This window comes from Streptomyces subrutilus (genome assembly GCF_001746425.1).
GTDB classification, from domain to species: domain Bacteria; phylum Actinomycetota; class Actinomycetes; order Streptomycetales; family Streptomycetaceae; genus Streptomyces; species Streptomyces subrutilus_A.
Window position 1 is genome coordinate 3,577,514 of the sequence record NZ_MEHK01000001.1, and the last position, 22,664, is coordinate 3,600,177.

The window sequence follows — 22,664 nt, forward strand, 5'->3', positions numbered from 1 at the left end:
GCGCACACGCGCACCACCACACGTCAGCGCAGGCAGAGGGAGTGCCGGGTGAGCCAGCCGGAGATGCAGCCCGAGGGGCCACCCCGGGATCCCCGGGAACCCCGGGAGGAGGGCAGCGGACCGATGGCGGCGGGCGATCTGACCGGCCGGCCCTTCCCCCTCGGGGACTGGGGCGAGCCTGCGGAACGGCTCGACGAGCTCTACCGCCGCGTCGAGGCCGATGCGCTGCGCACCGCCGAGTGGTACCTCTCCGACCGGGCATGGAAGCGCCGGGGGGCGCGCGTGCTGCGCGTCGGGGCCGCCCTGGGCGCCGTCACGGGCGCCGCGCTGCCGCTGGTGGAGCTGGCGGGGTCGGCGCCGGGCGCGTCGAAGTACGGGTTCCTGTCGCTGCTGCTGGCCGCGGCCTGCCTGGCCTGCGACCGGTTCTTCGGCCTCACGTCGGGCTGGATGCGGGACGTGGCCACGGCCCAGGCCGTACAGCGCCGGCTGCAGACCCTGCAGTTCGACTGGGCCTCGGAGAACGTCCGGGAGGTGCTGGGGCCGACCGAGGGCACGGCGAGCGAGGCCGCCGAGCGGTGCCTGACGGTGCTGCGGCGGTTCTCGGAGGACGTGACGGAGCTGGTGCGCTCCGAGACCGCGGAGTGGATGGTGGAGTTCAGCTCCGGCCCGGCCCCGCTGGTCATGCAGTCCCTGGGCGCGGGCGGGGCCCGGTCGGACGCGTACGTCCCCCCGGCCCGCTTCCCCCCCCCCCCGGGCACCCGCCCCAACATGCCCCGCCAGCGCCCCCCGGAACAGCCCCGCTGAAGGGCGCGCGGACTCAGCCCCGCCGGGGCGGCACGGTCTCAGCCCCCCGAGGTGGCACGGTCTCAGCCCCCCGAGGTGGCACGATCCACGGTCCGGGCCCGCCGAGGTGGCACGATCCGGGCCCGCTGAAGCCGCGCGGTCCGGGCCCGCGGCACCTTCCGGCTCCGCGGGCGCGCCGCAACCCGTTCAGCTGAAGATGATCATCGATCCCTGCCCCAGGCTCCGCGTGGCGGCGGCGTGCAGCCCCAGCCACACGTGCCGCTCCCGTGCGAAGGGGCTGTCGTCGTACGGAATCGGCCCCGCGGGCTCCTCCAGCGACGTCGGCCTCCCCGGCGGAGCCGGCGCGGCGGGCGGGTTCCCGGGGTCTATCCCGATGGCCGGAGCCACCAGCGCGAGCTCACGCAGGAGCCCCTGGGCGGACCCCAGCGGCCCGCCGCCGGCCAGCAGCTCCTCGTTCGCCAGCGGAGCCGCGAAGTCCACCGGAACGTACGCCCCGGCGTGGTCGTAGTGCCACACCAGGTGCGACTGCTGCGCCGTCGGCTCGAACATCTCCAGCAGCTGCTCGTAGTCCCCGCCCAGCTCGTCCACCGGAGTCACCGGCAGCCCGCAGATCTGGAGCAGGTAGGCCCGCCGCAGGAAGTGCAGGGCGTCGTAGTCGAAGCCGGCGACCGGGGCCACGTCCCCGCTCAGGCCCGGCATGTAGGCGAACACGGGCACGGACGGGAGCCCGGCCTCGCCGAGCGCCTTGTCGTACGCGGCGATCTCCTCTGCGAAGGGGTTGTCAGGGCTGTGGCACAGCACGTCGACAAGGGGGACCAGCCACAGGTCACAGGCCACGCGGGCTCCGATCAGTCGTTGGCGCCGATGCGGCCAGCGTAGTGCGCCGGACACGCTCCGCGAAGGGGTGCGCAGAACCCGTGCCACCGGCTCCCGCCCGGGACCCGTACGACTAGAGTCCGGCCGCCCAGTCCAGCCCGTGCTGGTTGTAGCCGTGCACGATCCGCCGTACCGCGTCCGCGTCGGCGAGGGTCACCGCGTCCACGAGGTCGCTGTGCTTGTCCCACAGCGCCGCGCGCAGCTGCTCCGGGTCGCGCTGGAGGTGGGGTACGGCGAAGACCCAGCACTGCACCCGGATGCGGTGCAAGAACTCCGAGATGTAGGTGTTGCCGACCAGCTCGCTCAGCTCCCGCCAGAAGCGCAGGTCGTAGCCGATCAGCACTTCGAGCGAACCGCTCTGCGCGGCCCGGCGCGCTTCCTCGGCCCGGCGCCGCACGGACACCAGCAGCTCGCCGGTGCCGCGGGCAGCGCCACACTCGGCGAGCCTGCGGAAGATCCCGTCCACGACGAGCGAGCGGGCCTCGATCATTCCCCGGAAGTCGTCCACGGAGAAGATCCGCACGCGGAAGCCGCGGTGCTGGACCAGTTCGAGCAGGCCCTGGGCCGAGAGGTCGACCAGCGCCTCGCGGACCGGGGTCGCGGAGACCTCGTACTGCTCGGCTATCTGCTTGACGGTGAACTCGGTGCCGGGCGGCAGGCGTCCCGCGAGCACCTCGTCGCGCAGCGCGTCCGCGATCTGCTGGCGAAGGGTGTTGCGGGTGACAGCGCCGCTGCCTGGCATAGGGGTCCGTCTCCTTAGGTGAACTCCGGACACCTTAGGCCAGGCAGCGAGGCTGAAATAGAGCGGTTGTCGATCGGTATGCGAATGTGCCGTCCGCTATCCGGACGTGGTGTGGCGGTCGGCGACCGTCAGGGCCTCGTCCAGCAGCGCGAGCCCCTCCTTCGCCTCCGTCTCCGAAATGGTGCAGGGCGGAACGACGTGGGTGCGGTTCATGTTGACGAACGGCCACAGCCCGGAATCCTTGCAGGCCGCCGCGAATTCGGCCATCGGCGCGTTGGCGGCGCCCGAGGCGTTGTACGGGACGAGGGGTTCGCGCGTCGCCTTGTCCCGTACGAGTTCCAGGGCCCAGAAGGTGCCCAGGCCGCGGACCTCGCCGACGGAGGGGTGCCGCTCGGCGATCTCGGCGAGCGCCGGGCCGATCACGTTCGCGCCGAGGTGGGCGGCGTGCTCGACGATGCCCTCCTCCTCCATCGCGTTGATCGTGGCGACGGCGGCGGCGCAGGCCAGCGGGTGGCCGGAGTACGTGAGTCCGCCCGGGTAGGGGCGGGTTGCGAAGGTCTCGGCGATGGCGGCGGAGATGGCGACGCCGCCGAGCGGCACGTATCCGCTGTTCACACCCTTGGCGAAGGTGATCAGGTCGGGGGTGACGCCCCAGTGGTCGGCGGCGAACCACTTGCCGGTGCGGCCGAAGCCGGACATGACCTCGTCCAGGATGAAGACGATGCCGTGGCGGTCGCAGAGTTCGCGCACGCCCGCGAGGTAGCCGGCCGGCGGGGTCATGATCCCGGCGGTGCCGGGGACGCTCTCCAGGATGACCGCCGCGATGGTCTGCGGCCCCTCGAAGGCGATGGTGTCGGCGAGGTGGGCGAGGGCGCGCTCGCACTCCTCGGCCTCGGTGGCGGCGTGGAAGGCGGAGCGGTAGAGGTACGGGCCCCAGAAGTGCACGACGCCGGCGGCGGCCGAGTCGGAGGGCCAGCGGCGCGGGTCGCCGGTGAGGTTGATCGCGGCGGCGGTGGCGCCGTGGTACGAGCGGTAGGTGGACAGCACCTTCTGCCGGCCGGTGTGCAGCCGGGCCATGCGGACGGCGTTCTCGACGGCCTCGGCGCCGCCGTTGGTGAAGAAGATCTTGTCCAGGTCGCCCGGGGTCCGCTCGGCGATGAGGCGTGCGGCCTCGGAGCGGACGTCGACGGCGAAGCCGGGCGCGAGGGTGCAAAGCCGGGCGGCCTGCTCCTGGACGGCGGCGACGACCTTGGGGTGCTGGTGGCCGATGTTGGTGTTGACCAGCTGGGAGGAGAAGTCGAGGAAGCGCTTGCCGTCGTAGTCCCAGAAGTACGACCCCTCGGCCCCGGCCACGGCGAGGGGGTCGATCAGGGCCTGGGCGGACCAGGAGTGGAAGACGTGCTTGCGGTCAGCGTCCTTCACTGCGGCGAGGGTGTGCGAGGTGACATGAGGGGTCATGCCGTCACGCTAGAAGTGTGCAGGTGGGAAGGGATATCGGCGGACTGTATGGGGGTGGGGGGCCGGTCTCGGCAGTCTGTCTGGCGGGCGAGCCACCGCTTTTCCCAGTTGACAGCATTCTGCCATCATGACAGCCTGTTGTCATAAGCGCTCGCAGAGAAGCTCGTGGAGCACGGCAGTACGGCGGCACGGCATACGACAGCAGCACGCAGTACGGCACAGACCAGGTCCCGAACGTCAACGCCGGAGGCGATCACCATGAACGAGACCCCGCGCAAGCCCGTCCACCTCGCCGTCTACGACACGTACGCGGACTGGGAGACCGGCCACACCACCGCGCACCTGACCCAGCGCGGCCACCAGGTCCGCACCGTCGCCCTCGCGGCGGAGCGGCCGGTCACGACCATGGGCGGCGTACGCATCCAGCCCGACCTGGCCCTGGACGGTCTGCGGCCGCAGGACTCCTCCCTGTTGATCCTCACCGGCGCCTCGCTGTGGGACACCGGCGACGAACTGGCGCCGTTCGCGGCGAAGGCCCGGGAGTTCCTGGACGCCGGGGTCCCGGTCGCGGCGATCTGCGGAGCCACGGCCGGTCTCGCCCGGGAGGGCCTGCTGGACGGGCGCGCCCACACCAGCGGGGCCTCCTTCTACCTGGCGGAGCAGCCGGGGTACGGGGGCACCGAGCGCTACGTCGAGGCCGACGCGGTGACGGACGGCGACCTGATCACGGCGGGGCCGACGGAACCGGTGGCCTTCGCCCGCGAGGTCTTCGCCCGGCTGGACGTGTACAAGCCGGACGTACTGGACGCGTGGTACCGCCTGTTCCACGACTCGGACGCGAACGCGTACCCGGTCCTGATGGCGGCGGCGGAGGCGGGCGATGCGTGACCCGGAGGCGGCGCGGGACGCGGGGGCGGCGCGGGACGCGGGGGCGGTGCCGGACACGGGGGCGGTGCCGGAGCCTGCGCGGGTGCCGGCCCCGGAGCCCGAGCCCCTGCCGCTTCGCGCCCGTCAGGACCTCCTGAGCCGGACCGCGCTCGGGGTGTTCCGTCTCAACGGCCAGTTCCTCGCGGTGTCGGAGGAACTGGCCCGCCCGGCCGGCCTGACCGCCGCGTGGTGGCAGGTGCTCGGTGCCGTGCTCCGGGAGCCCCTCCCGGTCGCGGGCATCGCCCGTGCCATGGGCATCACGCGACAGAGCGTCCAGCGCATCGCCGACCTGCTCGCTGCGAAGGGCCTGGCGGAGTACGTTCCGAACCCGGCCCACCGCCGCGCCAAACTCCTGCGCCCGACGGAAGCGGGCCGCGAGGCGATCGGCCGCATCACCCCGGGGCACGCCTCCCTGGCCACACGCCTGGCGGAGGAACTGGGCGACGCCGCGTTCGCGGAAACGGTGCGGGTGCTGAACCGCCTGACGAAGGCACTGGACGCCGTGGCCGAGCCACGGACCGACGCCTAGGGGCGGTGGACGGGCGCCGGGACGACGGCGACACGGCCGAACGATCGGTGGAGCTGCTGCGCGTCCTTGGCCGAGGGAGCCACGGGCGGCCGGGTCACCGGCCGGCCTCCGGGCTCACGCACCGCCGAGGGCGTCCAGCTCCTCCGCGATGGCCGCCCGCAGGCCGTCGTGGCGCTCGCCCAGCGCGTGCCGTTGGTCGCGCCAGTACTCCTCCCCGTACAACCAGACGGGCAGCCGGACGAGGTCGGCGGGCTCCCAGTCGTACCGCGGCCAGACGTGGGCGTGGAGGTACGGGTCGGTGTTGCCCAGGATCTCGATGTTCACGCGGCGGAAGGCGGGGTCGAGGCGGCGGCAGGCCCGTTCGACGGCCTCGGCGAGCCGCTCCATGTCGGTGAGGTACGCGGCCCTGCGCGTCCGGGGCAGGTCGGAGAGCCGGGTCACGGCGGGGTCGTCGGTCAGCAGGACCGAGTACCCGGGCAGGAACTGCCGGTCTCCGATCACGGCGAAGCCCTCGTCCAGGCGGCGCAGGACGGTCGGGTTCTGCCCCCGGTGAGCGCTGCCGATGCGGTCGTGACGCCAGTCCGTTTCGATCATCTCCCGACCCTAACGGACGCGTCTCGCCCGGGACTTCGGAGGCGGTCCTGCCCCTCAGGTATCCCCTGTCATACCTGAGAGCTACGCAGGAACACGGCTCTGGAGCGGGACGCCGATGAGGGGGCGGGATTTCTAACTTCGGATGCAGAGAAGGGCGCTGACGGCTCTTCCCGACCGAAGGAAGAGACGATGGCGGCGGGGACCACCACCACGACAAGCACCAAGAGGGCCGGCACGACGGCTGCTGCGGCTGGGGCTGAGGCAGTCAGTGCGGCTGTAACCGCGATGTCGCCGGCGGGTGGTCACGGCGGCCTGGCGGGAACCGGCCGGGGGCGCCGCACCCTGCTGGCGGCGCTGGTCGCGGCGGCCGTCGTGATACCGGTTTCCGCCGCCGCCTCCCCCCACGCCCCCGCGCCCCAGCCCTCGGCGTTCACCGAGTCCGCCGCGCCCCACGACCGGTACGCGGCCAACCGGGCCAACCTCGCCGAAGCGGCCCGGATGGCGGCGGCGGCCGGACGCACCGGCCGGGCCGGGAAGCTGCGCGCCATGGACGCGGGCGGTACGGCGCGGTTCCTCGCCTTCGACGGGCGGGGCAGCGGCCGGGCCGTCGAGGTGTTCGGCGACCTGGAGACCGCCGACCGGGTCACCGTCCTGGTGCCCGGGTCCGATACGACACTCGACACCTACCAGAGGTTCCGTGCCGGGGCCGTCTCCCTCCAGCAGCGCCTCCAGGCCGGGCATCCGCGCTCCGCCGTGGTCGCCTGGCTGGGGTACGACACCCCCGGCACGGTCAGCACGGCGGTCCTGACCGCCGCCCGCGCCGACGAGGCCGCCGCCGAACTGGGGCCCTTCCTCGACCGGCTGCGGGACATGGCGGGGCCGGGCGCCCGGCTCTCCCTGCTGTGCCACTCCTACGGCTCTGTGGTCTGCGCCCGTACGGCGACCGGGCCGGCGGTCGCCGACATCGTCCTGTACGGCAGCCCGGGCACGGGGGCCGACTCCGCCCGGGACCTTCCGACCGGGGCCCGGGTCTGGGCCGGGCGGGGCAGCGGCGACTGGATCGGCGAGGTCCCGCACGCCCGGCTCGGTGCCATCGGCTTCGGTACCGACCCCGTCGACCCCGCCTTCGGAGCCCGGGGGTTCGCCGCCGGTTCCGCCGGCCACAGCGACTACCTCAAGCCCGGCACGGAGTCCTTGGACAGCCTGGCCGCCATCGTCCTCGGCACCGCGGCCGCGGACTCCGCCTCCGCATCGGAGGGTTCCCGTGCGTGAGCTCCGCGCCCGCTGGTCCGTCCTGGCCGAGGGCATCGACGCGGCGACTCCGGCCGGCCGCGACCGCGCCGTGGACGCGCTGCGGGCCTTCGCGATCCTCGGCGTGGTCCTCGGCCACTGGCTGGTCACCGCCCTGACCACCGCCAACGGCGGCCTGAGCAACACCAGTCCGCTGGCGTACACGGGCCGGCTGGCCCCGGTGTCCTGGGTGTTCCAGACACTGGCCGTCTTCTTCCTCGTCGGCGGGCATGTCGCGGCCCGCGGCTACGCCTCGGCGCGGGAGCGCGGGGACTCGTACCGCACCTGGGTCGGCGAGCGGCTGGGCCGGCTGTTCCGTCCGGTCGCCGCCGTGCTCGTGCTGTGGACGGCCGCCGCGGGCGGGATGCTGGCCGGCGGAGTGGCCGTCACCACCGTGCGGACGCTGGTCACGCTGGTGCTGTCGCCGCTGTGGTTCCTGCTCGTGTTCGCCGGGCTGACCGCCGCGACCCCCCTCGTGGCCCGGGTCAGTCCGCTGTGGCCGCTGGCCGTGGTGGCGGGCGTCGACCTGTGGCGGTTCGGGCTCGGCGGGCCCGAGTGGGCCGGCTGGGTCAATGTGGTCGCCGGCTGGCTCGTCCCCTACACCCTGGGCGCCGCCTGGTCCCGGGGGGCGTTCGCCCGGCGCGGGCCCGCGCTGCTGCTGCTCGCCGCTGGCGCCGCCGCCACGGCCGCGCTGATCCTGTGGGGCGGGTACCCGGCGTCGATGGTCGGGGTCCCCGGGGCGGCCGTGTCGAACCTGAACCCGCCGACGCTCGCCGCGGTCGCGTTCGGCCTGGCCCAGTGCGGGTTGGCCCTGCTGCTGCGCGAGCCGCTGGCCCGGGCCATGCGGCGGCCGGGAGCCTGGGCGAAGGTGGCCCTGCTGAACCTCTCCGCCATGACGGTCTTCCTCTGGCACCAAACCGCGATGATGACCGTCACCGCCCTGGGGCTGCTGGCCCCGGGCGACCTGCCCGGGCTGCACACCGTGCCCGACTCGCTGCTGTGGATACCGGCCCGGCTGCTGTGGCTGCCCGTGTTCGCCGCCGCGCTGGCACTGTGCTGGGCCGCGTTCCGTACGTACGAGCGGGGCGGCCGCCCGGAGCCGCAGGGCGCCGCCCGTATCGTCGCCGGTTCCGGCCGGCGGGCGGCCGCCCCCGTCGAGGAGATCACCCATGCCTAGGCTGGAACCCGTGAGCGAGCCGAGCGAGTCCCCCCTGCCCGATGCCCGCGAACCCCGGGGCGGCCGTCCCGCGCTGCGCGGCCTGGCGCGGGAGATGGTCACCCTGGAGTGGGACCCGCTCCCGCGTATGTCGCGGCCGCGCTGGTTGGCCTGGCTGCCGCATGTGGCCGTCGGCTACGCGGCCGTGGCTTCCTGCGCTTTCACGGTCTCGCAGTTGGAGGACCACTACGAGGTGACCGGCGGCCTGGTCGTCGCGATGGCCCTGCTGACGGGTGGCTCCACCGTTCTCGGGCTGTTCCGGCCCCTGGCCGGCTGGTGGCTCGGCCTCGTCACGGCGGCCATGGTCGCGTGGACGATCTACGGGAACGTCGGTCAGGGCCAGTCCTGGCCCTGGACGCCCGCCGGGGCGTTCACGTTCGCGCCGCTGATCCTGCTGGTGGCCCTGCGGAAGCCGCCCCGGGTGACGATCGGGGTCGTCGGAATCTCGATCCTCTACTCCGGGCTGGCCGAAACCGCCTTCAGGCCGCCGGGCAGTCAGACGGTGCTCCCGGGCATCGCTCTCCTCTTCGGCTTCGTCGGCGTCCTCGGGTACGCGCTCCGCGCGACGCGCCTGGCGCGCGGCAAGCTCGTCGAGCAGCAGGTCCTCCCCGCGGAGGAGCGCGCCCGCCGCACGCTGCTGGAGGAGCGCAGCCGTATCGCCCGCGAGCTGCACGATGTCGTCGCGCACCACATGTCGGTCATCTCCATCCAGGCGCAGGTCGCCCCGCACCTGGTGGAGAACCCGTCGGAGGAGCTCAAGGAGAACCTCGCCGGCATCCGGGAGAACGCGCTGGAGGCCTTGACGGAGCTGCGGCGGGTGCTGGGCGTACTGCGCTCCGAGCAGCCCGACGACCCGTCGGCCCTGCAGCATCCGCAGCCGACCCTCGCCGAGCTGGACGGCCTCGTGGACAACGTGCGGGGGGCCGGGCTGCACGTCACCACCGAGATCGCGGGGGTACGCCGGCCGCTGACGCCCGGCGTCGAGCTCACCGCGTACCGGATCGTCCAGGAGGCGCTGAGCAACTGTCTGCGCCACGCGCCCGGTTCGCGGGTGGAGGTGGGCATCGCGTACGGGCCGCGCGACCTGCACCTGTGCGTGGCCAACACCGCGCCGACCCGGCCGGCGCCGCCGTCGCCGGGTGCGGGGCACGGGCTGCTGGGGATGCGGGAGCGGGCAGGCATGCTGGGGGGCGAGCTGGCCGCCGGTCCCCTGCCCAGCGGCGGTTACGAGGTGACCGCGGTACTTCCGATGGATCCGCAGGACCTGACCGGCGGTTCCGCATCCGAGACGACGAGGGATTCATGAGCACCCCGATCAAGGTGATGATCGCCGACGACCAGATGATGGTCCGGCAGGGCTTCACCGTGCTTCTCAACGCCGAGCCCGACATCGAGGTGGTCGGCCAGGCCGTCGACGGGGCCGACGCCGTGGCCAAGGTCGGTGAACTGGGGCCGGACGTGGTCCTGATGGACATCCGCATGCCGGGAATGGGCGGCATCGAGGCCACTTCCGTCATCACGGGCGCCGCGGGCGCCGCCGTGAAGGTGCTGGTGCTGACCACCTTCGACCTCGACGAGTACGTGTACGAGGCGCTGCGGGCCGGGGCCTCCGGGTTCCTGCTCAAGGACGCGTCGGCCGACCAGCTCGCCGAGGCGGTGCGGGTGGTGGCCGCCGGGGAGGCGCTGCTCTCGCCGAACATCACGAAGCGGCTGATCACCGAGTTCTCCCGGCTGGGGGCGCCGCGGGCACCGTCGCGGGCGCGGATCGACGAGCTGACCGGGCGGGAGACCGAGGTCCTGTCCCTCGTGGCGCAGGGCCTGTCGAATGCGGAGATCGCGGCGCACCTGACCGTGGCCGAGCAGACGGTGAAGACCCATGTGGGCCGGATCCTGGTGAAGCTGGGCCTGCGGGACCGCACCCAGGCTGCGGTGTTCGCGTACGAGACCGGGCTGGTCCGTCCGGCGGGCTACTGACGTCACCCGTGTAGTACCTGAGAGGGACCCCGGGAAATCCCCTTCGGCGGCGACGCGGGCCAGGGCGGCACCGGCCTACGGTGGTGCGTATGACCGAGACGACCACCGGGGGGACAGCCCGGACGCCTGAAATCCGCATGGCATCGGGGGTGATCGAGACCCTGCGCCAGGACCTCTTCACCGACATCTTCGCCTACCGGCCTCTGCCCCTGGTGGAGACACCGGGACGCTTCGTGCGGCGGCTGCCTGCCTCGATACGCCGGTATGCGCCGTGGAGGCAGTACGCGGCGGTGGGGGCGCTGGCGTTCTTCATCGTGGTGTTCACGAGCACCACGCATTCCTCCTACATCGGCGAGACCGGCAGGTTCGCCATGGGGCTGATAGCCGCGGTCCCGGTCCTCATGACGCTGGTCCGGCCGGTTGCCGCCTACTGGGCGGCCGTGGCGATGACGCTGGTGCTGGCCGTGGTCGGCGGGGGATCGGACTGGCCCTGGAGCCCGGGCAGCTTCCTGTCCTACCTCGCGGTCCTGGTCCTGGTCACCCTGCGGACCGGCCCGCGGGTCGCGGCCTGGATGTGGACGCTCACCCTCGGCCTGGGATTCGCGATGTCGGTGCTGCTCGGCAACGGGTACGGGACCGGTCTGGCGCAGATGGCGGTGGCCTCGGCCTTCGCGCTGGCGATCGCGAGCAGTGTCCAGATACGCCGCTCCGCCAGGGCCGAGGTGAGCGCGCAGCAGGAGGTCACGGCCGTCGAGCGGGACAAGCGGACCCTGCTGGAGGAGCGGACCACGATCGCCCGGGAGCTGCACGACGTGGTCGCCCACCACATGTCGGTGGTGGCGATCCAGGCGGAGGCCGCTCCGTACCGGGTGAAGAACCCGCCCCCGGAGCTGGAGGCGGCGTTCGCCACCATCCGGGAGAACGCGGTGGCGGCGCTGACGGAGCTGCGGCGGGTGCTGGGTGTGGTGCGCTCCGCGGACTACGAGGCTCCCGATGCCCCGCAGCCGACGCTGGCCTCGCTGGACGGGCTGCTGGCCAATGTGCGGGAGGCCGGGCTGAGCGTGGAGAAGACAGTGACGGGCGCGGTGCGGGAACTGCCGCAGGGAGTGGAGCTGTCGGCGTACCGGATCATCCAGGAGGCCCTGAGCAACACGCTGCGGCACGCGCCGGGTGCGCCGGCCTCGGTGGAGGTCTCGTACGTGCTGGGCGGCCTGGGGATACGCGTCGTCAACGGGGCGGCGACCGGGGACGTGCGGCCCTCGCCGGGGGCCGGGCACGGGATCACGGGGATGCGGGAGCGGGTGGCCATGCTGGAAGGCGAGATGACGGCCGGCGCGACCGCGGCGGGCGGGTACGAGGTGGCGGTGTTCCTACCGGTGCCCCACCGTGCGGAGCCCGGCGCCGAGGCCCAGAAGGAGACCGGCGCGGGGACGGGGGCGGGGACGCCATGACGATCAGGGTGCTGATCGTCGACGACCAGATGATGGTGCGCGAGGGGTTCTCCGTCCTGCTGAACGCCATGGAGGGCATCGAGGTCGTCGGCGAGGCCGTCGACGGCCGTGAGGCCATCGCGCAGGTGGCGGCGCTGCGGCCGGATGTGGTGCTGATGGACATCCGGATGCCGCACATGAACGGGCTGGAGGCGACGCGGGAGATCGTGGCGGCCGACACGGACGCGAAGGTGCTGGTCCTGACGACCTTCGACCTCGACGAGTACGTGTACCAGGCGCTGCGGGCCGGGGCCTCCGGGTTCCTGCTCAAGGACGCGTCGGCCCGTCAGCTGGCCGATGGGGTGCGGGTGGTGGCGGCGGGGGAGGCGCTGCTGGCGCCGTCGGTGACCAAGCGGCTGATCGCGGAGTTCTCGAAGCTCGCCGAGACGCCGAGGGTCGCCGATCCCGCGGGAGTGGGCGAGTTGACGGACCGGGAGAAGGAGGTGCTGGTGCTGATCGCGCAGGGGCTGTCCAACGGGGAGATAGCCGGCCGGCTGATCGTCGCCGAGTCCACCATCAAGACCCATGTCAGCCGGATCCTGGTGAAGCTGGGCCTGCGGGACCGCACCCAGGCGGCGGTGTTCGCCTACGAGACCCGGTTGGTGACTCCGTCGTAGGGTGCGGGGATGGGCTTTGATCCGTGGGATGCCGCGTTCGTCGCCGATCCGTACCCGGCGTACCGGGAGTTGCGGGAGCAGGGGCGGGTGATGTGGTGCGAGGCCACCGGCCAGTGGCTGGTGCCGCACTACGCCGATGTGAGTGCGCTGCTGCGGGACCGGCGGCTGGGGCGGACCTACCTGCACCGGTTCACCCACGAGGAGTTCGGACGCGCGGCGCCGCCCGCGGAGCACGAGCCCTTCCACGTGCTCAACGGGAACGGGCTGCTGGACCTGGAGGATCCCGCGCACGCGCGGGTGCGCAGGCTGGTGGCGAAGGCCTTCACCCCGCGGACCGTGGAGCGGCTGGTGCCGGCCGTGCGGCGGATGGCCGGGGAGCTGGTGGGGCGGCTGCTCGCGGACGGGGGCGGGGACCTGCTCACCGTGCTCGCCGAGCCGCTGCCGGTGGCGGTGATCGCGGAGCTGCTGGGCGTGCCGGAGGCGGACCGGGGGCTGCTGCGGCCGTGGTCGGCGGACATCTGCGGGATGTACGAGCTCCGGCCGGACGAGGAGACGGCGCGGCGTGCGGTGCGGGCGAGCGTGGAGTTCAGCGCGTACCTGCGCGAGCTGATCGCCGAGCGGCGCGCACGGCCCGGGGAGGACCTGGTCTCCGGTCTGATCGCCGCTCACGACGAGGAGGGCAGGCTCAGCGAACAGGAGATGATCTCCACCTGCGTGCTCCTGCTGAACGCCGGACACGAGGCCACCGTCAACACCACGGTCAACGGCTGGTGGGCGCTGTTCCGCAACCCCGGGGAGCTCGCCGCGCTGCGCGAGGATCCGAATCCCGAAAAGTTGTCCACAGCTGTGGATGAACTCATGCGCTACGACACCCCCCTCCAGCTGTTCGAGCGCTGGGTCCTCGAGGACATCCGCATCGGGGACACCGAAATCCCCCGCGGAGCCGAGGTCGCGCTGCTCTTCGGGTCCGCGAACCGGGATCCCGCGCGGTTCTCCGATCCCGACACGCTGGACCTCGTACGGGCCGACAATCCGCATCTGTCCTTCGGGGCCGGAATCCACTACTGCCTGGGGGCGCCGCTCGCGCGCCGGGAGCTGGAGGCGTCCTTCGGGGCGCTGCTGGCAGACGGCGTCCCGCCCCTGCGCCTCGTGGAGGAGCCGCGGTGGCGGGACGGGTACGTCATCCGGGGGCTGGAGCGGCTGCTCGTCACGTTCTAGGCGGCCAGGCCTGGGCCGCCATGTCGCGGCGGCGCAGGGATGCGAGGCCGGCGGCCGTGAGGCCGCCGCCAGGGCCGTCAGGGTCAGCGGCGGGATCCAGACCAGGGCCTCGGCTCCCGGCAGCTTCGGCAGGTGGGCGAAGGGCGCGAGTTCATGACGGCCTCCGGGAGCCGCAGCGTCGGCCCGGCCCAGCCGAGGACCAGCGCCGGCGGGAGCCACCCCCGGCGCACCATCACGGCCTCGTATGAGCTCCAGCGCGCGGCCGGGTCGCGCAGGGCCCGCCCGGCTCAGTGGGCCGCGAGGAGCTCCCGTACCCCGAGCACCACCGGACTCAGCAGCACCACCAGCGCCGCCAGCCGGGTGAGCACCACCCCGACCACCGCCGGCCGGCAGAACCGGCAGCAGGCACAGCGGCAGCCCGTCCCGCCACCAGTCGGCGAGCGCGCCGCGCATCGCCTCCGAGACCACCGCCGTCACCGCCCCACCGTGCCCCTCCCAGGACCGGTCCGGCCCCCGCGCCGCCTCACCGGGGCACGGTCAGCGCCCACGCCGAGGGATGCAGGGTCCACGTGCGCCGCCGGACCGGCCCGGTCATCGCCGCGTCGGCCCGGTAGCGGAAGTCCGTGCCCGACACCGAGACCGTCTTGGCGCGCGCCGACACCGTCGAACCCGCGCCGCCGCCCGTCCGTACGACGACCTCCGCCAGCCCGCCGTCCTCCCCGGTGGCCACCGAGACGTCCTCGACCGGCCGGTCCACATCCGCCAGCACCACCCCGTCCGCCTCCACCCGCAGCCGCAGCCGGGCCGCGTCACCCGCCCCGGCCGCCGGGCGGACCAGCGTCCGCACCAGCGAGCGGTACGCGCTCCACACCGAGGGCCCGGCCGGGGGCCCGGCGGCCGCCGCCCGCAGCGGCGGGATCCGCAGCGAGCGCAGGACGACCCCGTCGCTGTCGTCCACCAGCAGGTCGCACATGCGCACCGCGCCCTCCAGCACCGACCGCGCCGCCGCCACGGCGGACAGCGGCACGCCCAGCGCCCCGGCCAGCCCCAGGGACCCGGCGGCTCCCACGGGCACCAGCGAAAGGGCCCCCTCCGCCAGCCCGCGCTCCCGGTGCAGCAGCCCCACGGCGCGTGCCAGGGCCCGGTCGTCGCCCACGATCACCGGCCGCCGATGACCCCTGCGGGCCAGGGCCCGCGCAAACTCCTCCTGTGAATCCGGGAGGCAGATTTTCGCCGCCGCGCCCGCTGACAACACATCCTTCGCGATCCGCACGGACTCGCCGTCAAGACGGCGGGCGACCGGGTCGACGAGCACGAGCAGGCCGCCTACCGGCGCGCCCGCGTGGCTCATGGTGGGCTCTGGAGCCGACACCTCGGTCCTTCCTCGGGTAGCATCTTTGTGCAAGAGGCCCTTGCGCTATTGCGCCAGGGCCTTCGTCTATTCCGGGGTACCGGTCCGACGGCTCAGCCTGCGGTGTACATCGTCGTACGCCCCCTGACCTTGGACATGCCCCATCCGGAAGAGGTGTACGCCTGTGCCCGCTCTTGTGCTGCTCGGAGCTCAGTGGGGTGACGAGGGCAAGGGAAAGGCCACCGACCTGCTCGGTGGATCCGTCGACTATGTAGTGCGCTACCAGGGTGGCAACAACGCCGGCCACACGGTCGTCGTAGGTGACCAGAAGTACGCACTGCACCTTCTCCCTTCCGGCATCCTGTCCCCCGGATGCACCCCGGTCATCGGTAACGGCGTCGTGGTCGACCCGGCCGTCCTGCTCTCCGAGCTGCGCGGCCTCAACGAGCGCGGCATCGACACCTCCAAGCTGCTCATCAGCGGCAACGCGCATCTGATCACGCCGTACAACGTCACCCTCGACAAGGTCGGCGAGCGCTTCCTCGGCAAGCGCAAGATCGGTACGACCGGCCGCGGCATCGGCCCGACGTACGCGGACAAGATCAACCGCATCGGCATCCGCGTCCAGGACCTTTACGACGAGTCGATCCTCACCCAGAAGGTCGAAGCGGCGCTGGAGGGCAAGAACCAGCTCCTGGCGAAGCTCTACAATCGCCGCGCGATCGACGCCGCCGCGATCGTGGAGGAGATGCTCCAGTACGCGGAGCAGATCAAGCCGTACGTCGCCGACACCACCCTGATCCTCAACGACGCGCTGGACGAGGACAAGGTCGTGCTCTTCGAGGGCGGCCAGGGCACCCTGCTCGACGTCGACCACGGCACGTACCCCTTCGTCACCTCCTCGAACCCGACCGCGGGCGGCGCCTGCACCGGTACCGGTGTCGGCCCGACGAAGATCAGCCGCGTCATCGGCATCCTGAAGGCGTACACGACCCGCGTCGGCGCCGGCCCGTTCCCGACCGAGCTCTTCGACCAGGACGGCGAGGACCTCCGCCGCATCGGCGGCGAGCGCGGCGTGACCACCGGCCGTGACCGCCGCTGCGGCTGGTTCGACGCGCCGATCGCGCGCTACGCCACCCGCGTGAACGGACTGACCGACTTCTTCCTCACCAAGCTGGACGTGCTGACCGGCTGGGAGCAGATCCCGGTGTGCGTCGCGTACGAGATCGACGGCAAGCGCGTCGAGGAACTCCCTTACTCGCAGACGGACTTCCACCACGCGAAGCCGATCTACGAATACCTCCCCGGCTGGTCGGAGGACATCACCAAGGCGAAGACCTTCGAGGACCTGCCCGCGAACGCCCAGGCGTACGTGAAGGCCCTCGAGGAGATGTCGGGCGCACCGATCTCCGCGATCGGCGTCGGCCCCGGCCGCACCGAGACGATCGAGATCAACTCGTTCCTCTAGGCCCTCCGGGTCGCGGAAGGGGCGGTGTGCCGTACGGTGCACCGCCCCTTCCGCGTCTCCGCCGGGGGCTACTTGGTGTCGTAGTAGCCGAGGCAGTCGACGATCACGTCGACCGGCTCCCAGCCCTGGTTCCAGAGGTCGATGACGTCGCCCTTGCCCCCGGACGTCTGGACCAGGTTCGGAACGGTCGCGCCCGCCGTCCAGTTCAGGGAAGAGGAGCCCGGGCGCTCCGGCCTGACCTGGAGCCCCTTCCGGTAGTCGGTCCACGTGTTCGGGTCGGGAGCGACCGACAGGTGCCCCGCACCGCGCGTGTTGGTGACCGTGGCGTTCAGCACCCAGGCCGTGACGGGCTCCGGCTCATCGCCCATGAGCGGCAGGGCGAGGTAGTCGCGCGCCGGCACCGGCGCGGCCTCGCGGTACCAGGCGTCCTCACGGGTGTCGATCAGCCGGAACGGCTCGCGGCCGGCTTCCAGCTGATAGGACAACGCCCCGGGTCCGGCCTCGACGGCCGGGCCCGGGGCGCTGGCGGGTGCCGCTACTTGGTGTCGTAGTAGCCGAACATGTCGACGATCAGGTCCGTGGGCTCCCAGCCCTGGTTCCAGAAGTCGACGACGCCGTAGGGGCCCGTGCCCGCCTGGACCAGGTTCGGGACGGTCTTGCCCGCCGTCCAGTTCAGGGTCGAGGCGGTGGGACGCGCGGGGTTGATCGGGTTCGCGTCCTCTTCCCAGTAGTCCTCGATCCGGTTCGGGTCCGGGGCGACCGAGAGGAAGCCGGCGCCCTGGGTGTTCGTGACCGTGGTGTTCAGCACGTAACCGGCGATGCCTGCCTCGAAGCCGGGCATCTCCAGGGCGAAGTACATGCGGCCCGGGAGCTCGCCGTAGATCGGGCTCTCGGGGTCGCGGCTGTCCATCAGGCGGCCCGGCGACACCGGCATGTAGGCGCCGTTGCCCGACTGGCTGTAGTAGCCGACCACGTCCACGATGACGTCCGTACCGGCCCAGGCGCCGTTGCGGACGCTGATCTTCCCGTCAGCGCCGACCGGCACGATCACCGAGTTGGCGACGGTCTGGCCGGCGGTGAAGTTCACGCTGGACGTGGACGGCGCCGACTGGCCGCTCGGGAAGACGGTCAGGTGACCGGTCTCCCTCGGGTTCGTGACGGTCACGTTCAGCGCCACGGCGCTGACGCCCGCGGGCACCCCGCGCAGGCCGCTGATCTGCGTGCTGAAGACCGCCTGGCCGGCGACCTGGCCCTTGGCGGTGCCCAGGCCGTCGCGGGAGTCGACGAAGCGGGTCGGCGTCAGCGACGCGTAGCCGCTGGACGCGGACCGGGTGAAGTAGCCCGTGACGTCCGCGAGCAGGTCGATCGACTGCCAGCCGCCGTTGAACAGCTCCACGTAGCCGTCCTTGCCGACCGGCACGATGACCAGGTTCGGGACGGTCTGACCGGCTTCGAAGTTCACGTTCGAGGTGATCGGCTGCTTGTGGCCCGAGCCGAAGACGGTGACGTGACCGGCCTCGCTGGTGTTGGTGGCGGTGACGTTCAGGACGACCGCGGTGACGCCCGCCGGGATGCCGCCGTTGCCGCCGACCTTCAGGTGGGCCGTGCCGCGCGCCGGGACCTTGCCCTTGGCGGCGCCGATGCCGCTACGGGTGTCCAGGAGACGGGTCGGGCCGTACGGGGTGAAGTCCGAACCCGCGGTCAGGATCTGGAAGTCGTTGACGACCTCGGTCTGGTTCGCGGTGTCCTTCACGGTGACCTTGACGGTGTATTCGCCGAGCTCCGCGTAGGTGTGCTGGTTCGTCAGCGTGGTGGACCCGCCGACGGTGGTCGTGTCCTTCTTGCCGTCGCCCCACTCGATGGTGACGGCGAGCGAGGCGGGCGCGCTGATGACCTCGGTGTTCAGCGTGAGACCGTGCGCGGTCTCGGTCGCGGCGTTCAGGACGATCGCCAGGTCCGGGTTGCCCACGGCGGCCCCCTGCGCCTGGGCGGTGGCGGCCTTGTCCTGGGCCCCCGACAGGCTCCGCCGGACCGTGCGGTCGGCGGGGCTGGTGAACTTCTGCTTGCTCGACGCCGCGGCCTTGTCCAGGTCGGCGGCGGAGGCGGCCACGCGGTTGGCGGCCGGCTTGACCGGGTCGGCCGCGTGGGCCATTGCGGGTATGAGACCCGCACCGGCCGCGATGAGTGCGGCGGATACTACGAGACGGCGACTGCGCACCGATCCCCCCATTTTTGAACGTGCTCAGGATGTATCGGGTGCAGCCTACATAGCTTAAAGCGCGACTTCAGCCGGGTATCCGGGCGGGTGGGGCAACCGGGCCCGGATCTGCCCCGGCCTGTCCCGTTCTAGGCAGTCGTCCGACAACGCCGGGCGCTACCAGGCCAGCTGCGAGATCTCCTCGGCCACCACCGCGCACGCGTCCGCCGCCGGGTCGATGAGCGGAAAGTGGCCGACCCCGTCCAGCAGGGTCAGGCCCACCGTCTCCCCCGCCTTCGCCGCCGCGGCCACGTACGACTCCGCCACCGCGGGCGGGACCACGATGTCCTCGCGGCCCTGCACCACGGTCGTCGCGATGCCCGTCGGGAGCAGGGCCGCGGGGTCGGCGAAGGGGAGACGGGCGGCGAACTGCTCCGGCCCGCCCAGCAGCTGGGCACTCGCGCCCCCGCACACGCCGAGCTCCTGCGCCACCGCGAAATCCGCGATCGGGGCCAGCGCCACCACGCCGCGCAGCGACGGCGGGGAGGACAGCCTCCACGGCGAGTCGTACGGGAGCACGTGCCGGGCCGCGCCCCACAGCGCGAGGTGCCCGCCGGCCGAGTGGCCGGTCAGGACCAGCCGGCGGATGTCGGCCTGCGGCAGGGCCGCCGCGGCCATGCCCGGGAGCGCGTCCAGCGCGGCGGCGACGTCGTCGAAGGTCTCCGGCCAGCGGCCGGCGGCCGGCCCCTCGGAACCCTGGTGCGGGAGGGAACGCCCGCGCCGGTACTCGACGTTGGCGACCGCGAAACCCTGCCGGGCCAGGAAGTCGGCGAACGGCGTGACGTGCTGTCGGTCGTACGGGGCCCGCCACGCGCCGCCGTGCAGCACGGCGACCAGCGGAGCCGGGCCCCCGCCCGCGCCGCGCGGGGCGTAGAAGTCGACGACCTGGTCCGGGTGTTCCCCGTACGCGGCGGTCGCGTCCGGCGCGACCGCCGGATGGGAGAAGGCCGAGGCGGCCTCGGCGGCGTCCCGTTCCACTGCGGCGGGGTCCGTCATCGGCTCAACCTCTCGGTAACGCGTGGGACAGCGGGGACAGATGTTCCGGTGGTCCGGCAGAGCGGGACCGTATCAGTCTGGAACGAGCCGTTCCGTGCGGGGCCCGGGATATGCCGGAGCGGGCGGAGCCGTAGCCCCGCCCGCCCGGTGATGTGACGTTTCGCTACGGGGTCACCCGAAAATGTGACCCAGTGTCCGCGCCGCACGCTCCGCGTCGGCGAAACCGACGTAGAGCGGGGTGAACCCGAAGCGCAGGACGTCGGGGGCGCGGAAGTCCCCGATGACGCCGCGCGCGATGAGCTCCCCCATGACCTCGCGGGCGTTCTCGGTGCGCAGCGAGACCTGGCTGCCGCGGTGCGCGTGCTCGGCCGGTGTGACCGGTTCGACCCTGCCCCGCGGGACGTACGCCGCCACGCATGCGAGGAAGAAGTCGGTCAGGGCGAGGGACTTGGCGCGCACCGCTTCCACGGACACGCCGTCCCACACGTCGAGCGCCGCCTCCAGGGCCAGCATGGACAGGATGTCCGGCGTGCCCACGCGGCCGCGCCGCGCGCCGTCGGCCGGGGCGAACTCCGGCGTCATGGCGAAGGGATCGGCGTGGCCGTTCCACCCGGGGAGGGGGGAGTCGAAGGCGGCCTGGTGGCGGTCGGCGATGTACAGGTACGCGGGGGCGCCGGGGCCGCCGTTGAGGTACTTGTACGTGCAGCCGACCGCGAGGTCGACGCCGTGTTCGTCGAGGCCGACGGGAAGGGCGCCCGCGGAGTGGCACAGGTCCCAGACCGTGACCGCGCCGGCGGCGCGGGCGGCGGCCGTCAGGGCCGGGAGGTCGTGCAGCCGGCCGGAGCGGTAGTCGACGTGGTTGAGGAGCACCACGGCGGTGTCCTCGCCGATCGCCCGGGCGGCGGACGGGTCCACCGGGACCACTTCGAGGCCCGTCATCCTGGCCGCCGAGGCGGCTATGTAGCCGTCGGTGGGGAAGGTGGCGGCGTCGACGAGCAGCCGCGTGCGGCCCGGCTCCGCCAGGCGGGCGGCGCCGACCAGGGCCTTGAAGAGGTTGACGCTGGTGGAGTCGCCGACGACCACCTGGCCGGCGGCCGCGCCGATGAGCGGGGCGATCTTGTCGCCGATCCGCTCGGGCGCGGTCCACCAGTCGCTCTCGTCCCAGGAGCGGATGAGGAGCTCGCCCCACTGTCGGGCGACGACGTCGGCGGTGGTCGCGGCGACGCCGGCCGGCAGCGCGCCGAGGCTGTTGCCGTCCAGGTAGACGACGCCCTCGGGCAGGGTGAAGCGCTCCCGGAGCTCGGCCAGGTCGTCGGCGGCGTCCAGGGCGGCGGCCCGGTCGGCGAGGTCCGCCGGCTGCGGGGTCGGGGCCGGGGTCGTGTCAGACATGGCTGCGGGCCGTCCACAGCTCCGGGAAGACGTTCTTGGAGGCGCGCTTCTCCAGCCAGGTGACGCCCGCCGAGCCGCCCGTGCCGGTCTTCGCGCCCATCGCGCGGCGGGTGGCCACGAGGTGGTCGTTGCGCCAGCGCCAGACCAGTTCGGCGACGTCCGTGAGGACCTCGCCCAGCCGGTGCAGGTCCAGGTGCTCGTCCGGGGTGGCGTACAGGCCCGTCCACACGGCCTCGACCTGCGCCGAGGGCTCGTAGCGCTGCGAGAGGTCGCGGTCGAGGACCTCGCCCGGGACCGGCAGGCCGCGGCGGGCCAGCAGGCGCAGGACCTCGTCGTAGAGGCTGGGCTCGTGCAGGGCCTTCTCCAGCTCCGCGTGGACGCGCGGGGCGCCGCGGTGCGGGACGAGCATGGAGGCGGACTTCTCGCCGAGCAGGAACTCCATCCGGCGGTACATCGCCGACTGGAACCCGGAGCCCTCGCCGAGCGCCGAGCGGTAGGAGTTGAACTGGCCCGGGGTGAGCTGGGCGAGCGGGCGCCAGGAGGCGTTGAGGGCCTCCAGTTCGCGGAGGGATCGTTTCAGCGCGTCCATCGCGACCGGGACGCGGTCCTCGCGCAGGGCCTTCGCGGCGGTTTCCCACTCGTGGACGATGACGGTGAACCACAGCTCCATGACCTGGGTGGTGACCAGGAAGACCATCTCGCCCGGGTCGTCCGAGCGGAGGTGCTGGAGGTGGGTGAGGACGTCCGCCTGGACGTAGTCCTCGTACGGGGTCGTGCCGGCGAAGTCGAGGTTCGGGGTGTCCGAACCGGCTCCGGAGGCATCAAGGGTGTTCGACATCGCTGTCTCCTCGACACGTGCTTCCGGGTAGCGGTCCGCTCCTTCCGTGAGGCAAGTGGAGCCCCGGTCCCCTGCCCGCATCATAGGACCCGGTCGGGGCGGGGCTCCAGCGGGGAGTGGCGTACGTCACATCCCCGTGCTTGGAAACTCAGGCCTGGAGCGCGTCCGCGGCCGTCTGCGAGGAGTCGCGCAGGAAGGTCGAGCACCGCTCGTACTCGTCCTTCTCGCCGATCGCCTCGGCCGCGCGGGCCAGGGCGTTCAGGGCGCGCAGGAAGCCGCGGTTCGGCTCGTGCTCCCACGGCACGGGGCCGTGGCCCTTCCAGCCGGCCCGGCGCAGGGCGTCGAGGCCCCGGTGGTAGCCCGTGCGGGCGTACGCGTACGACTCGACCGTGCGGCCGGCGGCGAAGGCCTCGTCGGCGAGGGTCGCCCAGGCGAGGGAGGAGGTGGGGTGCGCGGCCGCCACCTCGACCGCGGGGGTGCCGGACGCCAGGGCCTCACGGCCGGGCTCGTCGGGGAGGTGGGTGGGGGCGGGGCCCCCGAGCAGGTTCTGGTGAATGGACATGCCCCCAGTCTGGGGTATCCGGGGGCGCGGAAGCCCGAAGGGCCCGGTCCGCCGTCGTGGACGGCGGG

The 22,664-nt window shown here is 72.9% G+C and carries 22 protein-coding genes; 11 read left to right on the forward strand and 11 right to left on the reverse strand.

What is annotated here, in order from left to right; translation table 11 throughout:
• Positions 1-48 precede the first annotated feature (48 nt).
• Positions 49-804 (forward strand): SLATT domain-containing protein, encoded by a 756-nt coding sequence (locus BGK67_RS17035; RefSeq protein ID WP_069920889.1) that lies wholly within the window; start codon positions 49-51, stop codon positions 802-804.
• Between the two features lie 186 nt (positions 805-990).
• Here BGK67_RS17035 and BGK67_RS17040 read toward each other — a convergent pair whose 3' ends face one another.
• The 3 genes from BGK67_RS17040 to BGK67_RS17050 all read right to left on the reverse strand — a co-directional run bounded on the left by BGK67_RS17040 (position 991) and on the right by BGK67_RS17050 (position 3,880).
• Positions 991-1,641, reverse strand: coding sequence for a hypothetical protein (locus BGK67_RS17040; protein WP_069920890.1), 651 nt, complete (start codon positions 1,639-1,641; stop codon positions 991-993).
• A gap of 112 nt (positions 1,642-1,753) precedes the next feature.
• Complete coding sequence (locus tag BGK67_RS17045; protein WP_069920891.1) at positions 1,754-2,422, reverse strand: GntR family transcriptional regulator; 669 nt, start codon at positions 2,420-2,422, stop codon at positions 1,754-1,756.
• A 96-nt stretch (positions 2,423-2,518) separates the two neighbouring features.
• Complete coding sequence (locus BGK67_RS17050; RefSeq protein WP_069920892.1) at positions 2,519-3,880, reverse strand: aspartate aminotransferase family protein; 1,362 nt, start codon at positions 3,878-3,880, stop codon at positions 2,519-2,521.
• 258 nt (positions 3,881-4,138) lie between these two features.
• On the opposite strand from BGK67_RS17050, the gene BGK67_RS17055 reads away from it, so the two are divergent.
• On the forward strand, positions 4,139-4,768 hold the full coding sequence (locus BGK67_RS17055; RefSeq protein WP_069920893.1) for a DJ-1/PfpI family protein: 630 nt from the start codon (positions 4,139-4,141) through the stop codon (positions 4,766-4,768).
• 106 nt (positions 4,769-4,874) lie between these two features.
• A complete protein-coding gene (locus BGK67_RS17060; protein ID WP_069923925.1) occupies positions 4,875-5,336 on the forward strand; it encodes a MarR family winged helix-turn-helix transcriptional regulator in 462 nt (153 codons plus the stop codon).
• Between the two features lie 114 nt (positions 5,337-5,450).
• Here BGK67_RS17060 and BGK67_RS17065 read toward each other — a convergent pair whose 3' ends face one another.
• The gene (locus BGK67_RS17065) at positions 5,451-5,927 is read right to left on the reverse strand and encodes an HIT family protein (protein ID WP_107488991.1); all 477 of its coding nucleotides are present in this window, start codon (positions 5,925-5,927) and stop codon (positions 5,451-5,453) included.
• 288 nt (positions 5,928-6,215) lie between these two features.
• Between BGK67_RS17065 and BGK67_RS17070 the strand changes: the two genes are divergently transcribed.
• From BGK67_RS17070 to BGK67_RS17100, 7 genes are all read left to right on the forward strand, one after another.
• Complete coding sequence (locus BGK67_RS17070; RefSeq protein ID WP_069920895.1) at positions 6,216-7,202, forward strand: alpha/beta hydrolase; 987 nt, start codon at positions 6,216-6,218, stop codon at positions 7,200-7,202.
• Positions 7,195-8,397: an acyltransferase family protein gene (locus BGK67_RS17075; RefSeq protein WP_069920896.1), complete on the forward strand. Its 1,203-nt coding sequence runs from the start codon at positions 7,195-7,197 to the stop codon at positions 8,395-8,397. Before BGK67_RS17070 ends, BGK67_RS17075 begins: the two co-directional genes overlap by 8 nt.
• Before the next feature lie 10 nt (positions 8,398-8,407).
• Complete coding sequence (locus BGK67_RS17080; RefSeq protein ID WP_244291242.1) at positions 8,408-9,742, forward strand: sensor histidine kinase; 1,335 nt, start codon at positions 8,408-8,410, stop codon at positions 9,740-9,742.
• A complete protein-coding gene (locus BGK67_RS17085) occupies positions 9,739-10,410 on the forward strand; it encodes a response regulator (RefSeq protein ID WP_069920898.1) in 672 nt (223 codons plus the stop codon). The genes BGK67_RS17080 and BGK67_RS17085 overlap by 4 nt, the downstream gene beginning before the upstream one ends.
• Before the next feature lie 89 nt (positions 10,411-10,499).
• The gene (locus tag BGK67_RS17090; protein ID WP_069920899.1) at positions 10,500-11,861 is read left to right on the forward strand and encodes a sensor histidine kinase; all 1,362 of its coding nucleotides are present in this window, start codon (positions 10,500-10,502) and stop codon (positions 11,859-11,861) included.
• Positions 11,858-12,517, forward strand: coding sequence for a response regulator (locus tag BGK67_RS17095; RefSeq protein ID WP_069920900.1), 660 nt, complete (start codon positions 11,858-11,860; stop codon positions 12,515-12,517). The genes BGK67_RS17090 and BGK67_RS17095 overlap by 4 nt, the downstream gene beginning before the upstream one ends.
• A 9-nt stretch (positions 12,518-12,526) precedes the next feature.
• Positions 12,527-13,735 (forward strand): cytochrome P450, encoded by a 1,209-nt coding sequence (locus BGK67_RS17100; protein WP_069920901.1) that lies wholly within the window; start codon positions 12,527-12,529, stop codon positions 13,733-13,735.
• Between the two features lie 523 nt (positions 13,736-14,258).
• Here the strand turns inward: BGK67_RS17100 and BGK67_RS17105 are convergent.
• Positions 14,259-15,086 (reverse strand): diacylglycerol kinase family protein, encoded by an 828-nt coding sequence (locus BGK67_RS17105; protein WP_069920902.1) that lies wholly within the window; start codon positions 15,084-15,086, stop codon positions 14,259-14,261.
• Positions 15,087-15,270: 184 nt separating this feature from the next.
• Between BGK67_RS17105 and BGK67_RS17110 the strand changes: the two genes are divergently transcribed.
• Positions 15,271-16,554, forward strand: a complete 1,284-nt coding sequence (locus BGK67_RS17110) for an adenylosuccinate synthase (protein WP_069920903.1) — start codon at positions 15,271-15,273, stop codon at positions 16,552-16,554.
• Positions 16,555-16,622: 68 nt separating this feature from the next.
• Here BGK67_RS17110 and BGK67_RS17115 read toward each other — a convergent pair whose 3' ends face one another.
• From BGK67_RS17115 to BGK67_RS17140, 6 genes are all read right to left on the reverse strand, one after another.
• Entirely contained in the window at positions 16,623-17,039 is a 417-nt protein-coding gene (locus tag BGK67_RS17115) for a hypothetical protein (RefSeq protein ID WP_069920904.1), read from the reverse strand.
• A 50-nt stretch (positions 17,040-17,089) separates the two neighbouring features.
• A complete protein-coding gene (locus BGK67_RS17120) occupies positions 17,090-18,706 on the reverse strand; it encodes a hypothetical protein (protein ID WP_069920905.1) in 1,617 nt (538 codons plus the stop codon).
• Between the two features lie 222 nt (positions 18,707-18,928).
• Positions 18,929-19,807, reverse strand: coding sequence for an alpha/beta hydrolase family protein (locus BGK67_RS17125; RefSeq protein WP_069920906.1), 879 nt, complete (start codon positions 19,805-19,807; stop codon positions 18,929-18,931).
• 171 nt (positions 19,808-19,978) lie between these two features.
• Positions 19,979-21,196, reverse strand: a complete 1,218-nt coding sequence (gene kynU, locus BGK67_RS17130; protein WP_069920907.1) for a kynureninase — start codon at positions 21,194-21,196, stop codon at positions 19,979-19,981.
• The gene (locus tag BGK67_RS17135; protein WP_069920908.1) at positions 21,189-22,034 is read right to left on the reverse strand and encodes a tryptophan 2,3-dioxygenase family protein; all 846 of its coding nucleotides are present in this window, start codon (positions 22,032-22,034) and stop codon (positions 21,189-21,191) included. The genes kynU and BGK67_RS17135 overlap by 8 nt, the downstream gene beginning before the upstream one ends.
• 148 nt (positions 22,035-22,182) lie before the next feature.
• Positions 22,183-22,596, reverse strand: coding sequence for a DUF3151 domain-containing protein (locus BGK67_RS17140; protein ID WP_069920909.1), 414 nt, complete (start codon positions 22,594-22,596; stop codon positions 22,183-22,185).
• Positions 22,597-22,664 lie beyond the last annotated feature (68 nt).